This window comes from Pseudomonas psychrophila (assembly GCF_001043005.1).
Lineage (GTDB): Bacteria > Pseudomonadota > Gammaproteobacteria > Pseudomonadales > Pseudomonadaceae > Aquipseudomonas > Aquipseudomonas psychrophila.
The window spans coordinates 413,220-432,599 of record NZ_JYKZ01000002.1; the positions used below are offsets into that span (position 1 = coordinate 413,220).

The 19,380-nt window shown below is 55.4% G+C and carries 19 protein-coding genes; 9 read left to right on the forward strand and 10 right to left on the reverse strand.

What is annotated here, in order from left to right; translation table 11 throughout:
• Window positions 1-78: 78 nt before the first annotated feature.
• The 3 genes from TU76_RS08045 to soxR form a co-directional block, all read right to left on the reverse strand.
• Window positions 79-525 (reverse strand): NUDIX hydrolase, encoded by a 447-nt coding sequence (locus TU76_RS08045; protein WP_037032326.1) that lies wholly within the window; start codon window positions 523-525, stop codon window positions 79-81.
• A gap of 100 nt (window positions 526-625) precedes the next feature.
• The gene (locus tag TU76_RS08050) at window positions 626-1,195 is read right to left on the reverse strand and encodes a YceI family protein (RefSeq protein ID WP_046809455.1); all 570 of its coding nucleotides are present in this window, start codon (window positions 1,193-1,195) and stop codon (window positions 626-628) included.
• A 179-nt stretch (window positions 1,196-1,374) separates the two neighbouring features.
• Complete coding sequence (gene soxR, locus TU76_RS08055) at window positions 1,375-1,836, reverse strand: redox-sensitive transcriptional activator SoxR (protein WP_046809454.1); 462 nt, start codon at window positions 1,834-1,836, stop codon at window positions 1,375-1,377.
• 233 nt (window positions 1,837-2,069) lie between these two features.
• Here soxR and TU76_RS08060 point away from each other — a divergent pair, with 233 nt between their 5' ends.
• Window positions 2,070-3,467 (forward strand): MFS transporter, encoded by a 1,398-nt coding sequence (locus tag TU76_RS08060; RefSeq protein ID WP_019825653.1) that lies wholly within the window; start codon window positions 2,070-2,072, stop codon window positions 3,465-3,467.
• A gap of 35 nt (window positions 3,468-3,502) precedes the next feature.
• On the opposite strand, the gene TU76_RS08065 is transcribed toward TU76_RS08060, so the two are convergent.
• Window positions 3,503-4,396 (reverse strand): LysR family transcriptional regulator, encoded by an 894-nt coding sequence (locus TU76_RS08065; protein ID WP_037032310.1) that lies wholly within the window; start codon window positions 4,394-4,396, stop codon window positions 3,503-3,505.
• Between the two features lie 122 nt (window positions 4,397-4,518).
• On the opposite strand from TU76_RS08065, the gene TU76_RS08070 reads away from it, so the two are divergent.
• Window positions 4,519-5,625 (forward strand): oxidoreductase, encoded by a 1,107-nt coding sequence (locus TU76_RS08070; protein WP_048351415.1) that lies wholly within the window; start codon window positions 4,519-4,521, stop codon window positions 5,623-5,625.
• 122 nt (window positions 5,626-5,747) lie between these two features.
• On the opposite strand, the gene TU76_RS08075 is transcribed toward TU76_RS08070, so the two are convergent.
• Window positions 5,748-6,188 carry a helix-turn-helix domain-containing protein gene (locus TU76_RS08075; protein ID WP_048351416.1) on the reverse strand — a complete coding sequence of 147 codons (441 nt, stop codon included), beginning with the start codon at window positions 6,186-6,188 and terminating at the stop codon, window positions 5,748-5,750.
• Between the two features lie 100 nt (window positions 6,189-6,288).
• On the opposite strand from TU76_RS08075, the gene TU76_RS08080 reads away from it, so the two are divergent.
• Window positions 6,289-6,783, forward strand: coding sequence for a DUF2938 domain-containing protein (locus TU76_RS08080; protein WP_019825646.1), 495 nt, complete (start codon window positions 6,289-6,291; stop codon window positions 6,781-6,783).
• Window positions 6,784-6,924: 141 nt separating this feature from the next.
• Here TU76_RS08080 and TU76_RS08085 read toward each other — a convergent pair whose 3' ends face one another.
• The 3 genes from TU76_RS08085 to TU76_RS08100 all read right to left on the reverse strand — a co-directional run bounded on the left by TU76_RS08085 (window position 6,925) and on the right by TU76_RS08100 (window position 10,041).
• A complete protein-coding gene (locus tag TU76_RS08085; RefSeq protein WP_019825644.1) occupies window positions 6,925-7,293 on the reverse strand; it encodes a histone-like nucleoid-structuring protein, MvaT/MvaU family in 369 nt (122 codons plus the stop codon).
• A gap of 212 nt (window positions 7,294-7,505) precedes the next feature.
• On the reverse strand, window positions 7,506-8,327 hold the full coding sequence (locus TU76_RS08090; protein WP_048351417.1) for a MinD/ParA family protein: 822 nt from the start codon (window positions 8,325-8,327) through the stop codon (window positions 7,506-7,508).
• A gap of 1,216 nt (window positions 8,328-9,543) precedes the next feature.
• Window positions 9,544-10,041, reverse strand: coding sequence for an Lrp/AsnC family transcriptional regulator (locus TU76_RS08100; RefSeq protein ID WP_019825640.1), 498 nt, complete (start codon window positions 10,039-10,041; stop codon window positions 9,544-9,546).
• 122 nt (window positions 10,042-10,163) lie between these two features.
• Between TU76_RS08100 and TU76_RS08105 the strand changes: the two genes are divergently transcribed.
• The 3 genes from TU76_RS08105 to TU76_RS08115 all read left to right on the forward strand — a co-directional run bounded on the left by TU76_RS08105 (window position 10,164) and on the right by TU76_RS08115 (window position 13,906).
• Window positions 10,164-11,198 carry a histone deacetylase family protein gene (locus tag TU76_RS08105; RefSeq protein WP_019825639.1) on the forward strand — a complete coding sequence of 345 codons (1,035 nt, stop codon included), beginning with the start codon at window positions 10,164-10,166 and terminating at the stop codon, window positions 11,196-11,198.
• A 52-nt stretch (window positions 11,199-11,250) separates the two neighbouring features.
• A complete protein-coding gene (locus TU76_RS08110) occupies window positions 11,251-12,321 on the forward strand; it encodes an ornithine cyclodeaminase (RefSeq protein ID WP_019825637.1) in 1,071 nt (356 codons plus the stop codon).
• A gap of 169 nt (window positions 12,322-12,490) precedes the next feature.
• On the forward strand, window positions 12,491-13,906 hold the full coding sequence (locus TU76_RS08115) for an amino acid permease (protein ID WP_019825636.1): 1,416 nt from the start codon (window positions 12,491-12,493) through the stop codon (window positions 13,904-13,906).
• A 54-nt stretch (window positions 13,907-13,960) separates the two neighbouring features.
• On the opposite strand, the gene TU76_RS08120 is transcribed toward TU76_RS08115, so the two are convergent.
• Window positions 13,961-14,854: a LysR family transcriptional regulator gene (locus TU76_RS08120; protein ID WP_037032303.1), complete on the reverse strand. Its 894-nt coding sequence runs from the start codon at window positions 14,852-14,854 to the stop codon at window positions 13,961-13,963.
• Between the two features lie 186 nt (window positions 14,855-15,040).
• On the opposite strand from TU76_RS08120, the gene TU76_RS08125 reads away from it, so the two are divergent.
• The 3 genes from TU76_RS08125 to TU76_RS08135 all read left to right on the forward strand — a co-directional run bounded on the left by TU76_RS08125 (window position 15,041) and on the right by TU76_RS08135 (window position 16,934).
• Entirely contained in the window at window positions 15,041-15,517 is a 477-nt protein-coding gene (locus TU76_RS08125) for a (R)-mandelonitrile lyase (RefSeq protein ID WP_082113405.1), read from the forward strand.
• Between the two features lie 93 nt (window positions 15,518-15,610).
• Window positions 15,611-16,450, forward strand: a complete 840-nt coding sequence (locus TU76_RS08130) for an SDR family oxidoreductase (protein ID WP_019825633.1) — start codon at window positions 15,611-15,613, stop codon at window positions 16,448-16,450.
• Window positions 16,451-16,598: 148 nt separating this feature from the next.
• On the forward strand, window positions 16,599-16,934 hold the full coding sequence (locus TU76_RS08135) for a hypothetical protein (RefSeq protein ID WP_048351512.1): 336 nt from the start codon (window positions 16,599-16,601) through the stop codon (window positions 16,932-16,934).
• Window positions 16,935-17,105: 171 nt separating this feature from the next.
• Here the strand turns inward: TU76_RS08135 and TU76_RS08140 are convergent, their stop codons facing one another.
• Window positions 17,106-19,325 carry a TonB-dependent receptor gene (locus TU76_RS08140; RefSeq protein WP_048351419.1) on the reverse strand — a complete coding sequence of 740 codons (2,220 nt, stop codon included), beginning with the start codon at window positions 19,323-19,325 and terminating at the stop codon, window positions 17,106-17,108.
• Window positions 19,326-19,380 lie beyond the last annotated feature (55 nt).

Here is a 19,380-nt window from a genome sequence, read left to right on the forward strand (position 1 = left end):
CGCACCACTGGTTTATGTCGATTGCAGCCCCTTGTGACAGGAAGCAATCGGCCAGAAGCGACCGAAAACAGAAGGCCGTCATCTGAGCGAGAGGGGCTTGTCGATCAAATGCCCACGCGCGCCCAAGACCTCGCCAAGAAAGACCAGGGCCCGACGAAAAACCGGGTGGCAATCGCCATAAGGCAAATGCTCGAATGAAGCCCAGAAAAACTCGAAAACATGACCATGGTCATCAAGCGTCTGATGTGACCATTGCTCAGGCAGTGGTCCAGTCGCCTGACACAGTTGAAACGACCAGATCTGGCCCTGATGACCGGAATCCCAACATCCCAGATCGTCTTCGATTGTAGCGGTGCTTATCCCTGACTCTTCCACCAATTCACGCAGAGCCGCACGACAGGGTGCCTCCCCCTCCTCAATCGTTCCCTTCACCAGTTGCACCCCGGCCTGCGGATGACGGAACAAAAGGATCTTGAGAGGCTGTGCAGAAGACAGAACTACTGGGCAGACTTTCTGGGCAAGCATGGCGATGTCCGTATCGAAAAAACGAAAGCTCACCATCATACGCTTTCAGCGATCACGTAATGGCAGCGGCTGGAGCCTGTCGTTTTGCCCAGCAGTCGCCTCACTGCTGCGGTGCAACCATCCGTAAGCGTATATCGATGTTGTCGGAAACAAGGCTGTCAGACCACTCGCCTGCGCCGACGTTGAAGTCACTGCGTTTAAGGACCAACTCTGCGTCGAAGATGCCAATGGCTTGATCTGATTTCAGAAGCACCGGCACTATGACCTCCCGGGTCAGCCCCCTGAGTGTAAGGTTGCCCGTGATCTGGTAGCGGTTGTTGCCCAGGTCTTTGATGAGGGTCGACTCAAAGGTCGCCACCGGATAAGCCGTGGTGTCGAACCAGGCGGATTTTTGCAGCTCAGTGTTGGCCTCTTCGCTACCGGAGTCGATGCTGTTGAGGTCGATGGCCAGTTTGGCCTGGGCAGCCTCGGGGTGAGCGGTATCGAAGTCGAGGGTCCCGACAAACTTGCCAAATGTGCCATACACCCTTGATCCCATCTGGTTGTAGGTAAAACTGATGGTGCTGGCTGTGGGATTTAAGTGGCTGTATTGGGCCCCGTCAGCGCCAGGAAAAAAGCCGAGGCTGAGCGTGACAGCCAGTGCGGTCGAACGAATAGATCGAGGGCTCATTGCATTCTCCAGGGCCGGCCCCTTATGGGTCGACGTGTCTAGCAGCAGGTGAACTGAAGCAAAGAATCACCGTTTGTTCCAGCCCGCACGCAGTTCACGACTCATGTTTTACCTGACCGTGTACAAAAGCGACTGATGACAGCTCCCGTCTAAACCCAGACGCTCACCCAGCACTTCTCTCAATCTGCAGCACCGTTGCCCTGCTCTAACAAAACCGCACCCTGGCCTTGCAGGCTTAAATGATCCCCTGGATTACGCAGGGGGCAGTCTTCCATCGACAGGCATCCGCAACCGATACAACCGTCAAGCTGATCACGAAGCCGGGTCAGGCTCAGAATCCGCTCAGTCAGCATGTCTCTCCACCCCGTGGAAAGGTACGCCCAGTCCTTTGAAGTCAAAGGTCTTCCCGTTGGAAGTTCGTCCAGCGCAGCCTTGATCGCGGCGAGCGGAATGCCCGCGCGTTTTGCAATCTTGATGATGGCAATGCGCCGAAGAGTGTCCCTGCCATAACGACGCTGATTACCTGCACTGCGCTGCCCGTGAATCAGCCCTTTGGCTTCATAGAAGTGGACGGTGGCTATCGTAACGCCGCATCGGCGGGCTAACTCTCCGACCGAAATAGGTACGCGCACATCAATCATGGATTCCGTTCCCCTCTTGACCTCATCTATACATGAGGTTTTATAAGGAGTGTCGGTTTGCCTTTGCAAGCCTTCATTCGCAGCTGCGGATGATTTCTTGAAGTGGAGCCAACATGGACAAGCGTCACATCCCATCAGATCAATCCTCACAACACGGATCGAACCCATGGCCCTCAGAAGATAGCGCCCCTTCAAGCACAGGCTGGGGAGCCCTGCTCTCCGGCAGGAATGGCATGCGCTCTCTCGCACTTGCAGGCGGAGTCGTCCTTCACGCAGTCAATGTCTATATTTCCACGACGATTCTGCCCTCTGTCGTTAGGGACATCGGCGGTATCGACTATTACGCCTGGAACACCACACTGTTTGTCGCGGCATCGATTCTCGGGTCGGCGTTGTCGGCCAGGTTGCTCCAGAGCGCGGGGCCCCGCGGGGCCTACATGATCGCAACACTGGTGTTTGCGATCGGTACGCTGATTTGTGCGTTCGCGCCCTCAATGCCTTTGATGCTTGCCGGACGCATTATTCAGGGACTGGGTGGCGGGTTTTTGTTCGCGCTCTCCTACGCCATGATCAGGCTTGTTTTCAGTGAAGCCTTGTGGCCACGCGCAATGGCCTTGATCTCCGGGATGTGGGGGGTAGCAACGCTCATTGGCCCTGCGGTTGGCGGCGTGTTCGCAGAGCTCGGCATATGGCGGGCTGCATTTTGGTCGCTGATTCCAGTCGCTACGCTGTTCGCCCTGCTCGCGGTGGTCGTATTACCCAAACGCGGCTCGCAGAGCACTCCAGCCTCCCCGCTTGCTCTCACTCAACTCGTTCTCCTGACATCGGCTGTTCTCGTTATTTCGGCGGTCAGTGTCTCCTCAGTTTTCATCTTGAACATGGTCGGCCTGGGAGTCGCCGTCCTGCTGACGGCCTTGCTGATAACAACGGAAAGCCGCGCCCGGCACCGCTTGCTGCCAGAAGGTGCGTTGCGGATTACATCGGCCCTGGGGGCGCTTTATGCAACCATGTCGCTGCTTGCGATCGCCGTAACCAGTGGCGAAATATTTGTGCCGCTCTTCCTTCAGGTTCTCCACCACCAGTCACCTCTGGCTGCGGGCTACCTTGCAGCGCTTATGGCAGCCGGGTGGACGCTGGGATCAATCGCAAGCGCCGGTGCCAATGGCAAAAACATCAGGCGCGCGATCCTCGCCGGCCCGATACTTGGATTGGCGGGTATGGTTGCGCTTGCCGTTTTGATGGGAACTGAAAGCGAAGGCAACTGGCTCGCACTTACCCCTATCTGCCTGGCGCTGGGCGCTATCGGGTTGGGCGTTGGACTGGCCTGGCCGCATCTGCTGACCCGGGTCTTCCAGGTATCCTCGGCAGGTGAGCAGGACCTGGCAGCAGCATCGATCACAACCGTACAGTTGTTCGCCACTGCGCTCGGTGCGGCCCTGGCGGGAATGGTGGCCAACATTGCGGGCCTGACCGATCCCGGGGGTATCGTGGGCGCCTCAAGCGCAGCAACCTGGCTTTTTGGAGTGTTCGCACTGGCACCGATGCTAGGTGTTTTGACGGTCTATCGAGTGCTATTCCATCATCCGAGTGCGGGACAACGGGAGCAGGCTGCAGACACTCCATCATTCTGACTCAAGCGTTCGTATGCCTTCCATTGCACGGTTGTCTACAGAGGAAGACAACCGTTTGTGCCGAGCACCGACTCCAGACGCTCAAGGAACACACCAACTCTATGGGGCACGTGCTGTCGGGTGGGCAATATTGCGGTGATGTAGAGCTGTTCAGGACTGACATCCTGCAACTCGATCAGGCGCAGGGTTCCGGCATCCAGATCATCACGGACATCCCAGTATGTCAGCATCGCCACCCCTAAACCTTGCCTGCTCGCCGCTCGTACCGCCTCGACGCTGTTAGCCGAAAAAACGCCCTCCGCCCGTATGGCAACCGCGTCACCGTCACGCATGAAGGGCCAGTAAGGCATTCCGTGCAACGCTATGCGACGGTGGCCCGACAGTGCGTCCATCGTGGCCGGTATGCCGTGGTATTTCAGATAGGCGGGGCTGGCGCACAGCACTCTGGGATTTGGGGCGAGGGGGCGCGCGATCAAAGCCGAATCCCGCAATGTCGCAATGCGGATAGCGACATCGATTCCGAGACCGACAATATCCACGATGCTATCCGAGAGTGTCAGATCAACCCGTAGCGCCGGGTGCTCAGCCAACAGATCGGGAATCAGGGGCATGATCACTGACTGTCCAAAAACGCTGGGAGCAGTGACCTTCAAGACACCACTGGCCGTACCGGCATTGGATTTGAGACTGACTCTAGCCCCTTCACTGGCTTCCAGCAGCGTGGTTGCAAAGGGTAGAAATGTTTCGCCTTCGGCCGTTAGCGACACGGAGCGCGTTGTTCGATGAAACAACCGAACACCCAGTTCGCCTTCAAGAGTGGCCAGCCTGCGGGACACTGTCATGGGCGACAGGCCAAGCCGTCTGGCGGCTGCCGAGAGACTGCCACTTTCGGCAATGGCGCTGAAAACTTCCACATCTGAAATCTGCATCATTGCATCCGTTTCTGATAAAGCGGCTTATCGTTTTCGCTGGCTTCTAAACGTTCCCATCCAAGCTTACTGTCCTCTGCATCAATTTCTACCGGCATTTTTGTCAAAAGAGGACTGGACACATGAATGACTATAACCAGCAGATATTATCTCACTATGATATTGGCGACCTGAGATTGAGAAATCGTCTTGCCGTAGCCCCCATGACGCGAGTGAGTGCCACCGAAGCGGGGCTAGCGACCCCTGAGATGGCGCGTTACTACGAGCGGTTTGCCAAAGGGGACTTTGGCCTGATCATTACCGAAGGGCTTTACACCGATCAGAAGTATGCCCAGGGCTACCCCTTCCAACCAGGGATTAGCGATGTTGAGCAGGCTCTGGCGTGGCGTGTTGTGACAGATCTCATTCATGCCCACAAAGGCGCTGCATTCGCACAACTCATGCACGCTGGAGCACTGAGCCAGGGCAACCGTTTTGAAACTGCAACCGCTGCGCCCTCCTCTGTGCGACCGAAAGGTACGCAAATGAAGTTCTATTACGGTGAGGGGCAGTATCCGATTCCCCAAGCGATGACGGATGAAGACATCGCTGATGCCATCACCGGATTCGCACAAGCGGCGACTTTGGCAACCCGTGATGCGGGATTCGATGGTGTCGAAATACATGGAGCGAACGGCTACCTGCTGGATCAATTCCTGAGCGACTACACCAATCAACGACAAGATCGCTGGGGCGGCAATGTCCGCGCGCGGATTGGACTGACACTGGAAGTCTTTAAGGCGGTCAGGGCTGCAGTCGGTGCGGGTGCGCCCGTCGGCGTGAGGATTTCCCAGAGCAAGGTGAACGACCATGCACACAAATGGGAGGGAGGCGAAGCAGCCGCCGAAGTGATTTTTGGTTCGCTCAAGGACGCTGGCGTGGACTTCATCCATGTGACGGAGTTTGAGGCATGGCAACCGGCATTCGCCGAAGGAAACTCAAGCCTGGTGGAGCTGGCTCGGCGATATGCTCCTAAGGTGGCGATCATTGCCAATGGCGGCCTGGATAAGTCGCAACGTGCTGGGCAAGTAGTGCGAGACGGCGCCGATATGATCGCGCTGGGCAAGGCGGCTCTGGCCAATCCCGACCTTCCCCGCCGTCTGGCAACCCACACCGACCTCGCCCGGTTCGACACTTCGATTCTGGGGCCGATTGCCGATATCAAGGACAGTGAGTTGAATGTGGCGTGACCCCACTCACAGATTTTGCGCGCAGACCCTAGATACCCGTTTGTGCCTGTACAGCTGAAAGAACATGCTCGAAGGTCGCAAGCACGCGCGCCTGTTTGCGACCACGTGGGTGAGCGACCGCTTCACGGCCTCAATCTGTGCAGGCTTGCCTTGCCGGTCTTTGGCTTGATATCCCCTGCCCCGGCAGCTTTCAGCATTTTTTGAAACGTTGAGCATTCAATATGAAGAGCAGCCGGGCACGACGCCGCACGACGAAGCTCATCGCGTACGGCACTGAGGCGCTCAATGGTGCGGTCCAGTTCATCAGCCTTTTGCGAAAGCCGCTGACGATCAATGGCTGGCTGACCGTCAACGTCCAGCATGGCGGCTATTTCGTCCAGTGAGAACGCCGCAGATTGCCCGAGCGCAATCAATGACAACTGCTGGAGCACGTCGGCCCGAAATACGCGGCTCAGGCCACGACGTCCTATCGAGCGGATAAGACCCTTTTCTTCGTAATACCGAAGGGTTGAAGACGGCAGGCCAGAATGTGCAGCCACTTCACCGATAGTCATCTCTTTCATGCTTGACCTCAAGTGGACTTGAACTTGCAGACTGCCCGGATAAAACCACCAAAGCGGGCTAAAGACAAAGGGAAATATGATGGAAACAAGTGAGACGATAATGCGCATTCTGTTTGTTGGAATGGCCGCCACGCTGATCATGGACGTATCGGCTTTGATTCAAGCACGGGTTCTGGGCGTTGCGTCAGCTGACTATGGACTGGTCGGTCGCTGGCTGGGCCACATGGTAGACGGGCAGTTTCGTCATGCCTCGATCAAGGCTGCGCCCAAGGTCAGGAATGAGCGCTTGGTTGGCTGGGTGTTTCATTACATTACGGGCTGCGTCTTCGCGATGGCGCTTGTCGGTGTCCAGGGCGTTGCCTGGCTCTGCAACCCCTCCTTGGTGCCTGCGCTGATGGCTGGTTTGATCAGTGTGACTGCACCCTTTTTAATCATGCAGCCCGCGTTTGGTTTCGGTATCGCTGCGTCCAAAACCCCGGCACCGAAGGTAGCAAGACGCAGGAGCGTGATTGCCCATCTGACGTTTGGGGTCGGGCTCTTTGGGGCCGGCTGGATGTTGGTGCTGCTCTTTCCTGCGCCGCAGTGCCTGGGGTGAACACCTGCGGGAGCACCGGCGCCAACTGAGCCTCCCGCTCCCGGCGGTATTCTGGCCGAAAGCGCAGGCTCAGTCCTCAACACTGAGGCATGTGAGCATGCACAATGGTTCGAGGGGTGCAGTGCTTAATCTACCCATGAATCATGCAAGCAACCAGCGTTCGACCTGATCTGCCCCGTGCTCCATTTTCCAGGCTTTAAGCGTCTTGTGATTACCGCCCTTTGTCTCGACGACTTCGTTGGTGAACGGGTTCAGATAACGCTTGAGAGTCCGGGCAGCCCGCTGAACCTTGCGCCCCTCCACCGTCCCGTCCATGGCACTGGCAAGATCCGGCTCAAGCAGAGCGACGATCTGATGCAGGTTGACACCGTACGCCTCCATCAGTTTATGCAGTTTGTTTTCAAATTCGGTTTCTGCCTGGAAGGACTTGTCGTTCTTTAGCGCTTCCAGAACCATCTGGTGTTCGATGATCTGGCGTTCGAGGTCCCGGTATTTAGCAACTTTAGACATGCGCTGATGCTCTCCAAGTAACGGCTGTGAAAAATAGACAGGTCATTGATAAGGATGACCAAAGGCCTGTCTGGATGCGGCAGGCGCTGATCGCTTTATAATGATCCGGTTTTGAGTGCCCCCCTAGTTGAGTCGTGAGGACCCAAGGGAGAAAAGTGCACCCTGAAACAAATAAAAACAGGTGACTACTTCAAAAAACACGCCCACCCACCTCACCTTCTCGAGTGACTGACAAGTCCCTCGATAAAAAACTCTATATGCCCTCGAGGACTGTTTGAAATTGGCCACGCATCGATCTTTTGAGCAATAGCCCTGAAAGCCTTTGCACTTTTGGAACGAGGGAAGCTTCGGTAAACAGCTCGTTGCATAAGCGCAGCCTTGCGCACATCCTGGTCGTACGGAATTGCCCCTACGTATTGCAAGGTGACACTTAAAAAACTATCCGTAATCTTGATTAACTTTGCGAACAGTCTTTGACCGTCCAGTGGCGTGTGCTGCATATTGGCCAACACCCGAAAACGGCTTATACCGTAGTCACGATTAAGCAACTTTATAAGTGCATACGCATTGGTAATTGAAGTGGGTTCATCACACACCACCAATAAAACATCCCGGGCGGCCCGAACAAAACTCACGACCGATTCACCAATACCGGAAGCGGTATCAATTACCAGGACATCAAGGGTGTCCGCTATATCGCTGAATACCTGAATCAAACCTGCGTACTGTGCCGCCGACAAATGCGCCATGTTCCGATCACCTGACGCTGCATGGGCTATGAGCACTCCGCCAGGTCCTCGCATCAGCACATCGGACAATTCGCAACGGCCTTCAATCAGATCGGCAAGCGTGTACTTCGGGTTTAAGCCCAGTAGAACACCAATATTCGACAATCCCAGGTCAGCCTCCAGCAACACGACCCGCTTACCGAGCTCAGCCAGCGCCAATGAGAGGTTAACCGCGACAACGGTCTTGCCTACGCCTCCCTTACCGCTTGTCACAGCGATAACTTGTACAAAATGTTCGCACTCCATACTCTCAACTCCTTCCCTGTGTGACGCGTGAACATTCTCGTAAAGCGAGGGATAACTAAATAAGCTTAACCACTACCCCTGATTAATCGGGCTCATGTTTAGTCGCTGATACGTTAAGTTCGACTGACGGTATGACACCGTTAAACCAACGATCCACCCACCTGTCCCAGACAGTCTGACGGACTAAATTGAACGCCGGCAGCATCGAACAGCCTGCCGTACAAGAGGGCCATGCATTTAGCCACAAAAGTGGGTGAGCACTGAGGTTTTATTGTTAATGAACAGCCCGGAGCTCCCCAAAAGCAGCTCAATGACGCCTTAATTGACCCGCCAGGGAGGTTAAATCAGACGCCACACCGCTAATTTATAAAAAAATAAAACAAAAGAAAAGCCACACGAAATAAAACCCAACCTTGAATTAATAAATAAGCCAACCAAATGACGCCAATAACTCGTCAACTTAACATGCTGAGATCATCATGGGCGCCTCCCTTATAAAGAAGATATCCCCCTTCAAGCCAGCACCCAGCCATTCAAATGGCGCCAGCAACCCGTCAACTCTATTGTTAAACTCAAAAAATAAACAGGGTGGCGGGTGACAAAAAATCAGCGCTGGCACTATGATCAACTCATTCCACACTCCAGCCCACACCCACAACTTAGACATCACTGTATAGCCTCCTACCCCCTTCAACTTGACGAGTCAAAACAGCGCTCATGAAAAGCACATGATCCGTCATTAATTAACTTACCCTGCACGACCTCACCTGCAACAATAACTTTTTAATTATCTGACAGCACCAATGCACTTAAAGGCCTGCGCGGATGATTGCCATCAGCAAGAGCCGTCGCACAAACAACTCATTAATCTACAATCAAGGCAGGCTTATGACAAACGTATCTGGACGAGGTTGGATGTGGGCTTATCGCAAGATGCGCAGTCTGTTATGCCCCAGACTGTCATCTGCCTACCGAGCAACCCTGTATGTACTTAGAGGCGATACTGGCGTTTTTTATAACACCCTCACGCATCAAAAAATCCGCATCCGCAAATAACCGGTCCGCCTTCAATTTTCTGAAGGCTGGATGACGACATTGCCGTCGCAACAGTTCGAGTCAACACGGTGCGTCCTTTCGTCCTCGCCGACATGCAAGCGGCCCGTAGCTATTGACTGATTTAAGGCAAGCCCCCCTGTGACCCTTATCGCGCCCCGGGTTACTTCATGGCCGGGCCTTCAATAGCGACGCGACTGGTGCTCTTGACCTCACGCAACGCCAGGCTCGACTGGATGGAAGCTATACCCAACTGGCGCCTCAACACGCTTTCGACAAAATCACTGTAACTATCAAGATCCCGGGCCAACACTTGTAAAAGGTAGTCAGCATCACCCGTGATCTTGTGGCACGACAAAACCTCTGGGAGTTGCTTGATGACCGCCTCGAAGGCTTCCGGGGTCTGATCGGTGTGCGTGGCAAAACGGATGTGCACGAATGCCATGATGTCCAGCCCCAACATCCGCCGATCCAGGTTCGCCTGGTAGCCCTTGATCACGCCCTCCTCTTCCATTCTTTTACGCCGTCTCCAGCAGGGCGTAAGACTCAAGGAAAGTCGTTCGCTCAACTCAGCGTTGGAAATGCTGGCGTCCTCCTGCAGCAAGGCCAGGATGGCCAGGTCAGTGTCATCAAGCGCCACACGTTTGGTATTTTTTTTCATATTATTTCTTTTTAAAGGAAAATATTACCCAAGATACTAATCTCACCAACAATAAAAGCAAAGAAATCGCATCTAACCCCGAACAAAATAGATACCTGAACAAAAACAATGGATGCGAATAAATGTTTACAGTTTTTAGCGACTCTCATCGATTGCACCACGGCACCGAACTGAAGGACGGCGTGCTCAAGCCCTCTTTCGAGCAGCCAAGCCGTGCAGATACCGTGCGTGACAGGGTCAGGCATGTCGGGCTCGGCGAGATCATCGCTCCGCGAACATTCGACCGGGCGTGCTACGTCAACGCGCACAGTGAGCGCTATGTTTCCTTTTTGGAAACGGCCTGGTCCGAATGGACGGCAACCGGCCGCACCCACGACGCCCTTCCCCTCGTATGGCCAGTGCGAGACTTGTCCAATGAACACGTCCCCGCTTTCATTGATGGCAAGCTGGGCTTCTTTGCAATGGATGCCGGTTCACCGATCACCAGCACCACGTGGGAAGCGGTCAAAACCAGTGCGGATATTGCACTCACCGGCCTGTCATTGATCAACGAAGGGCAAAACAGCGCCTTTGCCCTGTGCCGTCCGCCCGGCCACCATGCCGCACGTGAGTACATGGGAGGCTATTGCTACCTGAACAACGCTGCCATTGCCGCCCAGCAAGCAATTACTCAGGGGGCAAAACGTGTGGCGGTACTGGATGTTGACTTCCACCATGGCAACGGAACACAAAACATCTTCTATGACCGTCATGATGTGATGTTTGTCTCTTTGCATGGCGAACCCTCGGTTTCCTATCCGTACTACTCGGGCTTCAGTTCCGAATGCGGTGCCGGTGCCGGCGAAGGTTTTAACCTCAACTACCCGTTGCCAAAAAATACGACCTGGCAGCGTTATGAAAATGCCCTGATTCACGCCTGCAGAAAACTCAAGGACTTCGCACCTGAACTGTTGGTTATTTCGTTAGGCGTCGACACATTCAAAGATGACCCCATCAGCCACTTCCTTCTGGAAAGCCATGATTTTTTCGGCATGGGTGAAATCATCGCCACTGTTGGCGCCCCTACGCTCTTTGTCATGGAAGGCGGTTATATGGTCGATGAAATCGGGATCAATGCGGTCAACGTACTTCACGGGTATGAAAGTAAACAGCACTGAACCTCCGTACCCGATATAACTTTTACGACTCGCCACTTCGAGATAACTGAAAATGACTCTGTTCATAAACGTTGATAACGCCGCCTCGCTGTTTGGAAAAATGGGTATTGGTAATGCCATCCAACAAATGGCTCTTTATATCAAGGCTGATTACTGCCGCTGGGCAGACTTTGATAAATCTCCGCGCACAGCCAATCACTCCGAGTCCGGGGTCATCGAGTTGATGCCGACCGATGATGGCAAACAGTACTCATTCAAATACGTGAACGGCCATCCTGCCAATGCCATCAGAAACCTGCCGACAGTTATGGCATTTGGCGTCTTGGCCGATGTCCAGAGCGGATACCCCACCTTCCTCAGCGAACTGACCCTGACCACAGCGGTGCGAACCGCGGCAACGTCAGCACTGGTGGCGCAGTCCCTGGCACGCAAGAACTCGACATGTATGGCCCTTATCGGCAATGGCGCCCAGAGCGAATTCCAGGCCATTGCCTTTCATGAAATGCTGGGGATCAACGAGGTGCGGATCTTTGATATCGATCATGCTGCCTCGTTGAAGCTCAAGCGCAACCTGGAAGCTTACACAGGCATCACGGTCACCGTGGCCACCTCGGTGCATGAAGCGGTCAAAGGTGCCGATATCATCACTACTGTCACGGCGGACAAGGCATACGCGACCATTCTGACCCCCGACATGATCGAGCCTGGCATGCACATCAACGCGGTCGGCGGTGACTGTCCGGGGAAAACCGAACTTCATGCCGATATCCTGCGCAACGCCCGGATCATCGTCGAGTTCGAGCCCCAGACACGCATCGAAGGCGACATTCAGCAACTGGCCCCAGACTTTCCGGTCATCGAATTCTTCCGCATCGTCCGGGACAACGAACCCGGCCGCGAAAGTGACACTCAAGTCACAGTGTTCGATTCTGTTGGCTTTGCCCTCGAAGACTTTTCTTCACTTCGTTACTTACATGACCTGGCTTGCAAGTATGGCCTGGGCGAAAAGATCCATTTGGTGCCCTCCCCGAAAAACATCAAGAACCTGTATCAGTTGATTGAAGGAACTTCTGGTCATTCACCTGTCTTGCGCAGTCAGAAGTCACAACTCACCTCAAGCTGAACGTGTTCACCCTTGGCGTTTCAGTCAGGTGCCAATCCACCTGACACTTCATTAATCAGGCGCACGCCAATCAGCCTCAACGTGCAAGACATGACCACACACTTTATAAAAATAAACCTGCACTCTTTTTCTGCCAAAACTCAAAAACATAAAATCAAGAGGTTTTGTGATGAAAACTGACACCCATGATTTAACTGAACGGCCCGCATTACAGCGCACGCTCAGCAATCGTCACATTCAACTAATGGCCATGGGGGGTGCTATTGGCACCGGCCTGTTTATGGGTTCCGGAAAGATAATCGCCCTGTCCGGAACCTCGATCATTCTTATCTACATGATCATTGGGCTCTTTGTTTACTTCGTCATGCGAGCCATGGGAGAGCTGCTTTTATCCAACCTCAACTTCAAGAGTTTCGCGGATTTTGCCGGTGCCTACCTAGGCCCTCGAGCAGCCTTCTTTCTGGGATGGTCGTACTGGCTGAGCTGGAGCGTTGCGGTGGTAGGGGACGCCGTGGTTGTCGGGGGGTTCTTTCAATACTGGTTCCCTGATGTACCGGCCTGGATACCCGCCATCGGCATGATGTTTACCCTCTTTGCCCTGAATGTACTAACCGTCAGGCTGTTTGGTGAAGTTGAATTCTGGTTCGCAATCATCAAGATCATCGCCGTCGTTACGCTTATCGGCGTGAGTGCCGTGCTGATTGGCAGCTCCTTCGTATCCCCGACGGGGGTTACGGCTTCACTGACGCACTTGCTGGACAAACAAGCGGCCTTTCCTAACGGGCTATTCGGCTTTTTTGCCGGTTTTCAGATGGCGATCTTTTCCTTCGCGGGCACCGAATTGATCGGTACTGCGGCCGCTGAAACCAAGTCGCCAGAAAAGACGTTGCCCAAGGCCATCAACTCCATACCGCTCAGAATCATACTTTTCTATGTGCTGGCACTGGCCTGCATCATCGCCGTAACCTCATGGCAACAAGTGTCCGCCAACAAAAGTCCTTTCGTTGAACTGTTCCTGATCGCGGGGTTTCCGGCGGCCGCCGGCATTGTAAACTTTGTCGTTCTGACCTCTGCAGCCTCCTCAGCCAACAGCGGTGTTTTTTCGTCCAGCCGGATGCTGTTCGGCCTTGCCGACCTGGGTAATGCACCCCGTATCTTTAAACGGCTTTCGAAAAACAGTGTTCCACTCACCAGCCTGGCGTTCACTACGTTCCTCATGCTGTTGGGGGTGCTGCTGCTGTTCATCATCCCTGAAGTCATGACCGCCTTTACGATCGTATCGACAGTCTCGGCCATCCTGGTGATTTTTACCTGGTCGACCATCCTGGCGTCCTACATCGCTTACCGCAAAACACGGCCCGACCTGCATGCGCAATCCAGGTACAAGATGCCAGGAGGGCTGCCCGTGGCATGGTTGTCCCTCGCTTTCCTGGCATTTGTGCTGTGTCTGCTTGCCCTTCGACCTGACACCCGCCTCGCCCTGTGCGTGATGCCTGCCTGGTTCATATGGCTGGCCATTGCCTATCAAGTAACGCAGTTCAGGAACAGGCCGTCAGCCAGTCACGTAGTCAGGCAACCCGGCTAAAGCTTCTGATGATTTATGGCCATGGATTGGCCATAAATTGAACATCGAAGAGGATCAGGCCTTGTAGCGCAATGCTTCCACCAGTAAGGCAAACGCAGGTGAAGCCTGGCGTCGACTCGGGTAGTAGAGGTGAAACCCGGCAAACCGTGGCGACCAGTCTTCCAGCACATGAATCAGGCGCCCTGCATTGAGGTGGGGCACGACCAGATCGTGGGGAATGTAACTCAGCCCAAAACCATCCAGCGCAGCTTGCAGCAGTTGATAAACACCGTTGTAGGTCACCTGGCCCGTCACCCGGACATTGAGGCTTTCACCCTCCTTGGCAAACTCCCAGGCATACAGACCGCCGTTCGTGGGCAACCGCAGGTTATTGCACAAATGCTCCGTAAGCGCCCGAGGTGTCGTGGGTAATGTTCGATGGGCAAAGTAGGCAGGCGAACCCACTACCGACATGCGCATGTCCGGCCCGATGCGGGTGGCAATCATGCCCTGCGCCACATCCTCGCCCAACCTGACACCGGCATCAAAGCCTTGAGCGGCAATATCGACAAAGCTGTAATCGCAGCAAACTTCCACCGAGATATCCGGATACCTGGGGAGAAAGTCCTTGAGCACCGGCCGAATGATCTGATCCAGCACATGGTCCATGGCATTGATACGGATTGTGCCCGCAGGGGTGTCGCGCAAATCACTCAGGCCGGCCAGTTCGATTTCGATTTCTTCGAAATGAGGCCCCACCCGCTTCATCAACCGCTCGCCCGCCTCGGTGGGCGAAACGCTGCGCGTGGTACGGGTCAACAGGCGCAGTCCCAATCGAGCTTCCAAACCACGAATTGTGTGACTGAGCGCTGATTGCGAGACCCCGAGTCTGGCAGCTGCCTTGGTAAAACTTCGCTCCCTCGCAACAGCGAGGAAGGCAAGCAGATCGCTGGCGTTTTCCCTAAGCATTAATGAGGCACTCACATAAGTGTTTTCGAATTCTAGCGGCTAATCATGATAATTCGCAGCTGATAGAGTGAACAACTTGCTCCAAATGAGCGCACCTCAGCCTAGGCAGAGCGTACTGGGCTTCTCAATTTTTCACGCCGCTCTCTATCAGTCGTCACCGGCGGCCATTGCCTTAAGGGAATCGTCATGAACAGCCTCGCAGCCACGGCGTTATCGCTGTCATTGCTCGCCCTTGAAGTACCCGCAGAGGAGAAATCAATGCTCATCATCCATCCCAACGGTTCTCAGCCATCGGCCAAGGGCCCAAGTGATTACTTCACCGGTACCGTTCGCGTCGATGCGCCTTTCAAGGGAACCCAGGACGCCCGTGTCAGCGGCGCTACAGTGACCTTCGAGCCCGGAGCCCGCACTGCCTGGCACACCCACCCGCTGGGCCAGACCTTGATCGTGACCGCCGGGTCCGGCCTGGTACAGGAACTGGGGCAGCCCGCCCGTTCAATCAAACCGGGGGACACCGTGTGGATCCCGCCTGATGTCAAACACTGGCATGGAGCGACTGCCACCACGGCGATGACTCATATCGCCATTGCCGAAGTGCTGGACGAAAAAGTGGTGGACTGGATGGAGCAGGTCAGCGACGAACAGTATGCCCAAGGCCTTTGATTCCTGTGCGTTTAACGCTCTCGCCAGTTGCGGCTACGATAACTGCGGCAAGTCACACTTAGTCGCTGCAATCAGCACTCACTCGAGGTATTCATGAAGAACACCCGTAACGTCACCGTCGTCATAGGCGCAGGCTCCATTGGCCAGGCAATTGCCCGCCGTGTCAGCGCGGGCAAACACGTGGTACTGGCCGACCTGCGGCAGGAGAACGCCGATACGGCGGCCAAGGTGTTGCTCGACGCAGGCTTCGAGGTCACCACGGCTGTCGTCGACGTTTCCTCCCGCGAGTCGGTCCAGGCCCTGGTTCAATTGGCAACCACCATTGGCGAGGTCACCGCGGTGATCCACGCTGCCGGTGTTTCTCCGTCCCAGGCGCCGGTATCGACCATCCTGCGCGTGGATCTGTATGGCACGGCACTGGTGCTGGAAGTGTTCGGCAACGTGATCGCCGAAGGTGGATCAGCAGTGGTCATCGCCTCGCAATCAGGCCATCGCCTGCCCGCCCTCACACCGGAGCAAAACAAGGCACTGGCCACCACCCCTGTCGAAGAGTTACTGGCACTGCCGATGCTTCAGGCAGACCAGGTGAGCGATCCATTGCACGCTTATCAGATTTCCAAACGCGGCAATTCGTTGCGCGTCATGGCCGAGGCGGTGCGTTGGGGCAAGCGCGGGGCACGGGTCAATACCATCAGCCCGGGCATCATCTTTACCCCATTGGCCAGAGATGAACTCAGCGGTCCACGCGGCGAAGGCTACCAGCGCATGATCGACCTCAGCGCCGCCGGCCGTGGCGGAACACCCGATGAAGTCGGTTCGGTCGCAGCACTGTTGATGGGGCCTGAAGGGACATTCATCACCGGCAGCGACTTCCTGATGGATGGCGGTGTCACCGCAGCCTACTGGTACGGCGACCTGGCGCCTCAGGAGTAGATGCCCCGCCTGCCGGGCGGAACAAAAACTCGGGTCCACCGCTGGTCACAAAAGACGAACCCCGCCTGAGCGTAAAGGTCTGACACGTTATGGCAAACAGCGCGGCATGCGCTGCGAAGCGTCGGCCATCTACAGCGGAGGTTCAGTGATGAGTGCCCTGACAATTGAAGGTTGGTGTAAAAACAGTCCCGACGACAGTCCTACCCCGGTAGGTGAGATCCATTTTTATGTCGACGGCCCCCTCCATCGACGTATGGAACAAGCTGAGGAACGGCTGCAGAAAACCCAGGAACCTGAAGTCATGGTCGACGTCGACATGACCACACTGGATCTGACCCTGCCCGAGGGGTATGGCCCATTGTCAGACTGCCAGATGCGGGTCTATTTACATCTGGATCGTGGGCAGTTTCATTTGGTCGGACATCAATCGAGCGACTCAAGCTTGATCTACACCAATGCGGTCCTGATTGACCAACTGCTTTAGGCGCAGCGGCGCAACGCCTCTAAAACGGACTCCGCACGTTTGGCCATGCACTGGATCAAGCAAGGCGAGCACTGCGCCTGGCATGATCCAGTCTGTCGAACCGATGACTCGGCATACCTACTGACCCACTGAATTCTGACGGCACGCTGTCAGAATTTCACGCCTTGCCTCTTAGAAGTCCACGGTGGCGGAAAGCTCAAAAGTTCGCGGTGCGCCCAAGCCAAGACTGGATAACAACGGCGTGCCCCAATAGGCTTTGTTGGTCACGTTGGTCACGCTGCCGCGCAATGTTACCGGGCGACTGGCGAACTGGGTTGTGTAGCGCGTGCCCAGATCGTAGATGGTGTGGCCAGGCAGCGACTGCGAGTTGTCGGAATTGATGTACTGCTTTGACACCGACGTCGCATTGGCAGTCAGCGTCAAGCGTTCCACGATCGAGGTGTCCCATTCCACACCCAGCTTGCCTTGCAGCTTGGGCAGTCCGGTAGCCGTCTTGCCTTCGTTGACACCGCCTGCGGCCTTGGTGATCTTGGGATCGACATGGGCAACACCACCCATCAGACGTACGTCATGCAGCGGCGAGCCGAAAAAGCCCCACTCGATGCCACGGTTACGTTGCTCGCCGCCAAAGGAAAAGATATTGGTGTCAGGGTCCGTATAGCTATTGGGACGCTCGATCTGATACAGGCTGATGGTGTGGGTAAAATCACCTAGATCCACCTTCACACCGACTTCCTTTTGCTTGGATTTGTAGGGTGCGAACACATCCCCGGCATTCGCCGCTGTCATCGGTGCTGTGGCCCCCTTGCTCAGGCCCTCAATATAGTTCGCGTATACGGAAACATTCTCGCTGAGCTTTACCAGCAACGCGGCAGCAGGTGTGGTTGCACTCTCGTCATAACGGTTGGTACGTGCCCCGGTGGTGGTGCTGAAGGTGTCGGTGAGCACTTGCTGGCGGCGTACACCTAGAGTCAATTGCACCCGGTCCTCCAGGATCGACAACGTGTCCGCCACACCGTAGCTGGTAAGGCGGGTTTGCGAGTGTGCAATGTACGGAAAATTCTTGGCTGCAGCCAAGCCCCATACCGGGTTGTAGATATTGGTAATCCAGTCCGCGCCGGGCACCTGACGGCGCCCATAGTCTTTTTGGGTATCGCCGTAGTGCGTGGCATTCACGGTCCAGCGATGCCCGATCGAGGCTGTATTGAAGCTACCCGTCAGGCCAGCCTCCCCCGAAGTTTTCTCAAGGTCCATTTTCAACTGCCCCATGGATGTCTTGAAGTCGCCCGCGTCATTGAACACCTCGGCCAGCATGGTGCCGCTGTATTCGTAATGGGTCCTGCTCACTCCGTAGGCGGCATAAGCCATCAGGGTGTCGGTCAGGTCGAACTCACCGCGAATGATCCCCCCCCTGTCCTTGGTCTGCACATAAGCCCAGTCTGGGTTTAACAGGGTATCTGCCTTGGGGGGCTTGGGCACTGCAAGGCCGGAGGCCAGGTTGATCCCGCGATTCTGCCCGCGTACCCGGTCTTCACTTTCATACAGATCGGCAGAGAGCCTGACGCGCTCACCACGCCAGTCCAGGCCAAGCGACGTCAACTCGGCTTTCTGCTCCTGATGATTAATCGCGCCGTCACCATCACGGTACACACCGTTGAAGCGCACGCCAAACTGCTGGTCTTCACCGAAACGCCGGCCCACATCGAGATGCCCGCCGAACTGAGCATCAGACATGTAGGTGCCCGTCAGACGAGTCAGCGGTTCGGCGCTCGCACGCTTTGGCACCAAGTTGACGGCACCGCCCACCGAGCCACCCGGTGGCATTCCATTGAGCAGTGCAGACGGGCCTTTGAGCACCTCGATGCGCTCGTACATTTCTGGCGAAATTCGATAGTAGGGGGCCACGCCATACAGGCCACCAATAGTCACATCGCTAATATTGCTGGCGAAGCCACGTATGGAGTAGTTCTCGCTGAAAGTACCGGTCAAGCCATTGCTGAACACTGACGGGTCAGTCGCGGCAATGACCTGAGTGATGTTCTGGGCCTGGCGGTCGGCGATGTATTTTTCCGTGTAGCTGATGGTACTGAAAGGCGTCTCCATGAAGTCCTTGTTACCCAGTAAACCAACCCGACTGCCATAAGCGACCTGATCGCCGGCATAGCTGGCTGGCAACTCGGCTGGCGATGCCATTTCGCCCTCAACCATCGTGGCAGGGAGCGTTGATACGCTCTTTTTTTCCTCATTGGCCGAACTCTCGGCGTAAGCCGGCAGCCCCGTCATGGACAACGCCATGCCAAACAACACGGTCTGCACGGCTACACAGGTACGATTCAAGGCAAAAACTGCTCGTGTTGACGCAATACGGTTTTGAAAATGGTGTTTGCTCACGCGATGGCTCCGTCAATTGAGAAGGCTTCCTCTGAATCTAAATACAAGGAATGTT